The sequence below is a fragment of the Blastomonas sp. CCH1-A6 genome, from assembly GCF_001556365.1.
In the GTDB taxonomy this organism is placed as follows: Bacteria; Pseudomonadota; Alphaproteobacteria; order Sphingomonadales; family Sphingomonadaceae; genus Blastomonas; species Blastomonas ursincola.
This window is the reverse complement of record NZ_LSIS01000246.1, coordinates 20,655-28,203: the sequence shown is the minus strand read 5'-3', so window position 1 is coordinate 28,203 and position 7,549 is coordinate 20,655. Positions and strand designations below refer to the sequence as shown.

The following is a 7,549-nucleotide window of genomic DNA, read 5'->3' as shown; positions in this document are numbered from 1 at the left end:
AGCCCCGCCGCCGCGAACAGCCGCGCCGACATGTCCGCCGAGAGCCAGCCCTGCAATCGCACGCTGGTAAGCGCATCGGGCGCGCGAACGATGTCATAATTCTCGCCGCCGGGGCTGATGACGACGTTCCAGCCATAGCCGACGCCCGCCGCATTATGGACGATCAGCGCGGCGACCGCGCCCTGGCGTGCAGCTTCCTCGAACTTGTAGGTCCAGCGGCCATAATAGGTCATCGTCCGGTCGCCGAACTTGCCCGCCGCTGGTTCGCCGGGCTTGGCGATGAAATCGGGATCGTTGATCAGGAACACCGCGACCTTGCCCTTGAGGTCCGCGCCCTTGAAATCGTCCCAGCCGCGCTCGGGCGCCTTCACGCCATAGCCGACGAACACCAGCGGTGCGTTGGCGACGCGCGCGGCGTCTTCGGGGCGGATGGTCGAGAGATAGATGTCCTCGGCCAGCTTCGGCGCAACCGTGCCGCCGGGCGTTGCAAAGTCGAGGGTGCGGGGCGCCTGCAGCTTGGTGTGCAGCAGCGGCACCTTTTGCAGCCACTGGCCGTCAGGGCCGGCCGGTTCCAGCCCCAGCGCCTCGAGGCGCGCGATCAGATAGCCGAGCGTCCGCTCCTCGCCGCGCGTGCCGGGGGCGCGCCCCTCGAACGTGTCCGATGCGAGCGTGCGGACCGTTTCGACCAGCCGATCGGCATCGACGGTCATCTTGGTCTGGGCATGGACGGGAGCGGCGAGCGCGCCGATGGCGGCGGCGGCGAACAGGATATGTTTCAGCATGGACCCGTCTTAACGCCGCACCTTCTTAGCGCAAGCGATCAGGTTCAGGCCGCCTTTGCCGTGTCCACCGGTTCGAGCGAATCTTCTTCCCACAGCTGCTTGGCGCGCTGCACGTCGCTCTCGCTTACCTTGCCGATGCGGTGCGCGATGAAGTCGATTCCGTCGATCAGCCACAAGGCAAGCTGTGGCTGGGTCAGGCGATAGACCCGGCTCTGCGCGAAGCTCTCGATCTCTACCAGCCCCAGCGCGCGCAGCACGGCGAGATGCTGCGACAGCCGCGTCGGGGTAATGTCGAGCGCGGCGGCCATCTCGTTCACCGTCTGGTCGCCGATCCGCAGCTTCTGGATCAGGCGGATGCGGTCCGGGTGAGAAATCTGGCGCAGCACGGTGGCGAGTTCATGGGCAACGATCTTGCGGCTGGGCATCTTATTGGTCTCCATTGGCGGCAACGAGCCGAAGGGAAGGACGCGGCTGGCGCGGCGACGGGGCCAGTGCTGCCGCAGGAATGGCGCGCCACGACGAGCGGGCGCGCGAACGCTGCTCGCCGCCGCGACAGAGCTGGTGAATGAATTCGCCGTCGGTCACCTCGGTGACATACGGCGCGACGGAACCCCGGCCGGGGGTGATGATGCCGCAATCCCACAGCCGCACGGCGCCCTGCATCAGCCGCTGAGCGGCATGGCCAAGGCCAGCATGGTGCGCAGCCAGCGCGAGTGCCTGCACCAGCAAGGGCGCGTTGAGCGGCAGCGTGCCATCCGCCTCGTCGAGCACCTCGCCGGTGATCATGCTGACCCCGCGCCGATGCCACAGCATCGGCCAGGGGGTCCAGATGCCGCTGAGTTCGGCGAGCATCGCAAACACCAGGCTGCGCAGTTCGGGCAGCACGATGATCGCATCCCAGCGCCCGGCATGGCGGACAAGATGGCACAGCGCATCCTCGATCGGCAGAATCTCGATTTCCTGCTGGTCGCGCGTCGCGACGCGTCCCGAGACCAGCAGCTGGCGCACCAGTGCGTTGCGGCGCTGGGCATCGACGACGATGCCGATCCGCTGGCGCCCCTCGGCAAGCGCAGCCTGGAGCATCGCCTGCAGGGTTTCCGCGCGCGGCATGGGAGCATCGCAATCGGCATCGAGAGCACAGGCGGCCGGGTGGGGCGACATCAGCATCACATCGAGCGTGCTCGCCTTGAGCGGCTTGCCGGTGCCCTGATCCTGCAGATAGCTTGCAACCCAATCGACCCGCGGCAGCATGGCATGGCCCCCCGCCTGAAAGGCGACAGGCGACACGTTCTGCCAGGGGTGAAACTGGAGCGCGGCCTTTGCGGCCCGGTGCGGCGCGGCCCATGCGGCAACCTGGCGAAGCGCACCGACCGGCCGCGCCGAGACATGCTGCACATCGAGTTCGAGCCATGCAGCGAGCCGCGCCAGCGCATCGCGCCAGTCCTGCGGCACCGGCTCGGCCTGCTCCGCCAGCAGCAGTTGCGATCCGTCGACCAGGCTGAGCGCAGGACGCGGGCCGGTGGAAAGCCCCTGACCGGATTGAACTGCGGGGATCCGGTCAGGGGCAACGCCCGCTTGTGCGACCGCAAGCGAGCGAAGGGGAAGGTTAGGCTGTTCGGGCAGTGTTTCCATCGAAAGGGCCTTTGCGAGCGTCTGGGCTTGGACTGCTGACTAAACGCATTGCGCACATCGCGGAAATTCAATAAAAACGTCCAATCGTTCGATTAATGCGAACTGCCTGGCGGAGTGGACTGCGATGCACCTCAATTTCAAGCATCTGCGCTATTTCCATGCGGTGGCGCATGACGGCAATCTCACCAACGCCGCGCGGCGGCTCAACGTCTCGCAATCCGCGCTGTCGACCCAGATCAAGCTGCTGGAAGAAAACATTGGCCATCAACTGTTTGAGCGTCGCGGACGGCGGCTCGAACTGACCGAAGCGGGGCGCGTCGCGCTGAACTATGCCGACAGCATGTTCGAGACCGCGAACGAGATGATGGCGACCTTTGCCGGCGGCAGCGGCAGCAGCCGAAGGCATCTGCGTGTCGGGGCGCTCTCGACCCTGTCGCGCAATTTCCAGATGCGCTTCCTGGCGCCCATGGTCGGCCGCGACGACGTGCACATGGTGATCCGTTCGGGCTCGCTGCGCGACCTGGTCAAGGCGCTCGAGGCGCACGAGCTCGACGTGCTGCTGACCAACCGCCTGCCCTTTCGCGACAGTGGCACAAACTGGGTCGCGCACCTGGTCGACCAGATTCCGGTGAGCCTGATCGGCCCGCAAAAGGTCGATGTCTCCCGCACCCCGCTGCGCGAGTTGCTGATGACCATGCGACTGGTGGTTCCCGCTACGGATTCCGGGGTTCGCGCCGATTTCGACCTGCTGGTCGATCGCCTCGGCATCCTGCCCAATATCATCGCCGAGGCCGATGACATGGCAATGCTGCGCCTGTTGCTGCGAGCCGGAACCGGGGTGGGCGTGGTGCCGCCGATCGTGGTGCGCGACGAGCTCAATATCGGCAGCCTGCACGACATCATGCCGATCCCCGGCCTGACCGAATCCTTCTACGCGATGACCCAGTCACGGCGCTTTCCGCACCCCCTGGTCGATCAGCTGCTGGAGATCGCCAAAATCGCCTAGTTCGGAATTTCAGAACCAAATCTTTATTTCATTGAATTTTCCGTATCGATCGTTCGTCCGTATCCGTTTGCGACACGCGCGCCCTTACCGGGGCCATACGGAGACGGAAAGACGATGGATATCGCCCTTGCCCTGACAATCGGGATCGCCGCATTCACCGGATTGGGTGGTATCGCCCTGTTCGCAGGCGACCGCCATGCCCGCCTGACGGGACGAGCGCTGGAAGCCGCCCTGCTCGCCTGTCTTGGCCTCGCCATCGCGGCGCTGGTGCAGCTGATCACCGCAGGACCGGTCACCTCCGAACTGCTGGTCTGGCAGCATCTGGGGCTTTCCGTCCGGCTCGACGCCGTCAGCCTGCCGGTGACGATCCTGGTCAGTTTTGTCGGCTGGGTCGTGCTGCGCTATTCGCGCACCTATCTGGGCGACGAACCGCGCCGCGCGCATTTCAAGGCCTCGCTGAGCTTCACACTGGCCAGCGTGCTGCTGTTCGCGCTGTCGGGCAATCTCTTGCAACTGGTGCTGTTCTGGATCGCCACCAGCCTGTGCCTGCACAAGCTGCTGCTCTTCTATCCCGATCGCGCTGCTGCACGCCGCGCCGCGCGCAAGAAATATATCACGGCACGCATCGCCGATGTCGCGCTGCTCGGATCGGCGGCGCTGCTGTTCTGGATCTATGGTACTGGCGATATCGCCGCCATCCTCGATAGCGCACGCGGCGGTGAAAGCGGCACCACGATCCGCTTTGCGGTGTTCGGCCTGGCGCTCGCCGCCGTCATCAAGTCGGCGCAGTTCCCGCTGCACGGCTGGTTGACCGAGGTGATGGAAGCACCGACCCCGGTCTCGGCGCTGCTGCATGCAGGCGTCATCAACGCGGGCGGCTTCCTGCTCATCCGCTTTGCCGATGTCCTGCTGCTGTCGCCCGCGATCATGGCGGGATTGGTGATGATCGGCGGCTTCACTGCGGTGTTCGGCGGGCTGGTGATGCTCACCCAGCCTGCGGTCAAGACCTCGCTCGCCTGGTCCACCGTCGCGCAGATGGGCTTCATGATCATGCAGTGCGGCCTGGCGCTGTTCCCGCTGGCGATGCTGCACATCATCGCGCACTCGCTCTACAAGGCGCACAGCTTCCTTGCCTCGGGTGGCGCGGTCGAGCGGATCGCGGCGCTGCGGCGGCCGGGTCCCGTTGCCATTCCGGGTGCCAAGGCGGTGACCGGCGCGTTCCTCGCCGCGCTCGCCATCTATGTCGCCATCGGCTTTGCCTTCCGCTTTCAGGATACCTCGCCCCAGTCGATCGCGCTGGGTGCCATCCTGATCTTCGGCATCGCCTATCTGCTGGCCCAGGGTCTCGCTGGCGCCGCTCCCGTCCCTCTGATGCGCCGGATGGTCGTATATTCGCTCGCAGCCTCGCTCGGCTATTTCGCGCTGCACCACGTTGCCGATGCGCTTCTGCTTGGCCCCCTGCCCGCAACGCCCGCCCCCGGACCGCTCGAATGGGTGCTGATGATCCTGGCGGTGGTCAGCTTCGGGCTGGTTGCCATCGCCCAGTCGATGTTCCCGCTCTGGGCCTATCACCCGGCGGCGGCGGGCCTCAGGGTCCACCTTTCCAACGGCCTTTACGCCAACGCGCTGTTCGACCGCATGCTCGGCGGCTGGACCCTGAAGCGGTCGCGTTGACCACAAGATACGATTTTCCAAGGAGTTTGCCATGACGAAGGACAGCCTGACCAAGCCCAAACCGACCGCCGCAGACATCGCGCCGATCGCCGACGCTGCCGCGCGCGCCATTCCGCCGGTCTGGCCGCTCGCCTCGAGCGTGGCCGTGAACCCCTATCTCGGCCAGGCCGGGCTCGACCTCGCTACCACCGCAGCGCTGCTCGCACGGGTGAGCGATGCGCCGGCCACGATGGCGCGTAGCTGGTATCGCGAGCGGATCGGCAATGGATCGATCACCGATGGCGATCTGGCCGCCGCGCTCGCCGCCTGCACCGCATCGCCGTGCCCCGCGAGCGTCGCCGAGCTCAAGCTCGCCGCGCAGCGCCCGCATGTCCGCAAGGACCCGCTGCCCACGATCGCCGATCTCGCCGCACGCGTCTCGGGCATCGACTGGCCTGCGATCATCGCCGAGCGCTTGGGCCACTGGATCGCTGGATGGAGCGATGAGGGCCAGGCCTTGTGGGCCGCACCGCAGGGCAAATCCGCCTTTCGCGCCTGGCAGGATGTCGCCACCCACGATCTGACCCCCGAGATCGCCGGCCTCAAGGGCTTTGCCCGGTTCGTCGCCGATGCGCCCGACAGCGCAGCCGATGCGCTCGCCGCCAGCACCGCCCGGCTGGGTCTGCCTGACGCGGCGATGCCCACCTATTTTCACGCGCTGCTGATGACACTGGGCGGCTGGGCCCAGGTCGGCCGCTACCGGCTGTGGCAGGCCGAGCTGGCCGGTCAGCAGGACAGCACGCTCACCGATCTGCTGTGCATCCGCCTGATGTGGGAAGATGCGCTGCTGGCGCAGTATCGCAGCCCGATCCACGAAGCCTGGCAGGATGTGGTGGCCGCGCATTCCGCTCCGGTTGCGCCCGATGCCGATCAGATCATCGACGCCATCCTGCAGGAAGCCGCCGAACGGGCAGGCCAGCGGGCGATCGGGGAGACGCTCGCCGCAGCTCCGGCAAGCAGCGCCGCAGTGCCGCCCGCATTGCAGGCTGCCTTCTGCATCGACGTGCGCTCCGAGGTCTTTCGCCGCGCACTCGAAGCGCTCGACCCGTCGATCCAGACGCTCGGCTTTGCCGGCTTTTTCGGGCTCGGCGCGTCGCATCGTCGCTTTGCCTCGGACGTCCATGAGCACCGGCTGCCGGTGCTGCTCAACCCGAAGCTGACCACCAGCTCGGGCGGGGCCGAACTGGAGGACGTCGACCGCGCCGCCCGCTACCGGTCGCGTGCCAAGCGCGCCTGGGGCCGGTTCAAACTGGCGGCCGTATCGAGCTTCGCCTTTGTCGAGGCGGCGGGCCCGGTCTATCTGGGCAAGCTGATGCGCGACAGTTTCGCCCTGAAAAAGACAAGTCTGCCCAACGATCCGATGCCGCGCCCCGACCCGGCGCTGAGCCTGGCCGACAAGATCGACGCGGCCACTGCGGTGCTGCGCGCAATGTCCCTGACACAGGATTTCGCACCGCTGGTGCTGCTCGTCGGTCATGGCGCGAACGTGGTCAACAATCCCCACGCCAGCGGGCTGCATTGCGGTGCGTGCGGCGGCTATTCGGGCGAGGTCAATGCGCGGCTGCTGGCCAGCCTACTCAATGAACCGGCGGTGCGTGGCGGCCTGGCGAGCAATGGCATCATCGTTCCGTCGACCACATTGTTCCTTGCAGGCTTGCACGACACCACCACCGACAATGTGCTGATCTATGACGGCGATCACCCCTCGCCTGCCCATGCGAACGCGATAGACCAGGCCAGGGGTTTGCTGGCGAGCGCCGGCCTTGTCGCACGCGGCGAACGGGCGCTGCGCCTGCCCCGCGCCGATGGAGCGGCCGACGTCGCCAAGCGCAGCCGCGACTGGGCGGAGATCCGCCCCGAATGGGCGCTCGCCGGGTGCAAGGCCTTTATCGCGGCACCGCGCAGCCGTACCAGCGGCAAGAGCCTGGAAGGTCGCGCCTTCCTGCATGACTATCAGTGGCAGCAGGACGAAGGCTTTGGCGTGCTCGAACTGATCATGACCGCGCCGGTCGTGGTCGCCAGCTGGATCAGCCTGCAATATTATGGATCATCGGTCGCGCCGCACGTCTTTGGCGGCGGCAACAAGCTGATCCACAATGTCACCGGCGGCATCGGCGTGGTCGAGGGCAATGGCGGCACGCTGCGTGCAGGCTTGCCCTGGCAATCGGTGCACGACGGCAGCGATCTGGTGCACGAACCGCTGCGGCTTTCGGTGTGCATCGAGGCACCGGTCGAGGCGATGACCGCGATCCTCGAACGGCATGAAGGCGTGCGCGCGCTGTTCGACAATCGCTGGTTGCATCTGTTCGCGCTCAACGCCGCCGGCGAGCTGGCTTGGCGCTATACCGGCAACCTGCAATGGGAGCGGGTGGACGGCCAGGGCCAGACCATGATGGAGCGTGATCTGGCTGCCTGA

5 protein-coding genes and 1 pseudogene are annotated in these 7,549 nt (G+C 66.5%); 3 read left to right on the top strand and 3 right to left on the bottom strand.

Annotated elements, in window-relative coordinates:
• From AX735_RS11585 to AX735_RS11575, 3 genes and pseudogenes are all read right to left on the bottom strand, one after another.
• Positions 1 to 782: pseudogene (locus AX735_RS11585) on the bottom strand (peptidase M20); the annotation flags it as partial.
• A 44-nt stretch (positions 783 to 826) separates the two neighbouring features.
• Positions 827 to 1,207, bottom strand: a complete 381-nt coding sequence (locus AX735_RS11580) for an ArsR/SmtB family transcription factor (RefSeq protein ID WP_060979319.1) — start codon at positions 1,205 to 1,207, stop codon at positions 827 to 829.
• Between the two features lies 1 nt (position 1,208).
• Positions 1,209 to 2,414 (bottom strand): hypothetical protein, encoded by a 1,206-nt coding sequence (locus tag AX735_RS11575; protein WP_066280151.1) that lies wholly within the window; start codon positions 2,412 to 2,414, stop codon positions 1,209 to 1,211.
• Between the two features lie 124 nt (positions 2,415 to 2,538).
• On the opposite strand from AX735_RS11575, the gene AX735_RS11570 reads away from it, so the two are divergent.
• The 3 genes from AX735_RS11570 to AX735_RS11560 all read left to right on the top strand — a co-directional run bounded on the left by AX735_RS11570 (position 2,539) and on the right by AX735_RS11560 (position 7,549).
• Positions 2,539 to 3,420 carry a LysR family transcriptional regulator gene (locus AX735_RS11570; RefSeq protein WP_066280149.1) on the top strand — a complete coding sequence of 294 codons (882 nt, stop codon included), beginning with the start codon at positions 2,539 to 2,541 and terminating at the stop codon, positions 3,418 to 3,420.
• Positions 3,421 to 3,534: 114 nt separating this feature from the next.
• Entirely contained in the window at positions 3,535 to 5,094 is a 1,560-nt protein-coding gene (locus AX735_RS11565; protein WP_066280145.1) for a proton-conducting transporter transmembrane domain-containing protein, read from the top strand.
• A 31-nt stretch (positions 5,095 to 5,125) separates the two neighbouring features.
• The gene (locus tag AX735_RS11560) at positions 5,126 to 7,549 is read left to right on the top strand and encodes a YbcC family protein (protein WP_066280137.1); all 2,424 of its coding nucleotides are present in this window, start codon (positions 5,126 to 5,128) and stop codon (positions 7,547 to 7,549) included.

What these genes read in the sequence shown, in the direction of transcription:
- AX735_RS11565 (WP_066280145.1), top strand. Translation starts at nt 3,535, where the DNA reads ATGGATATCGCCCTTGCCCTGACAATCGGGATCGCCGCATTCACCGGA.
- AX735_RS11570 (WP_066280149.1), top strand. Translation starts at nt 2,539, where the DNA reads ATGCACCTCAATTTCAAGCATCTGCGCTATTTCCATGCGGTGGCGCAT.
- AX735_RS11560 (WP_066280137.1), top strand. Translation starts at nt 5,126, where the DNA reads ATGACGAAGGACAGCCTGACCAAGCCCAAACCGACCGCCGCAGACATC.
- AX735_RS11580 (WP_060979319.1), bottom strand. Translation starts at nt 1,207, where the DNA reads ATGCCCAGCCGCAAGATCGTTGCCCATGAACTCGCCACCGTGCTGCGC.
- AX735_RS11575 (WP_066280151.1), bottom strand. Translation starts at nt 2,414, where the DNA reads ATGGAAACACTGCCCGAACAGCCTAACCTTCCCCTTCGCTCGCTTGCG.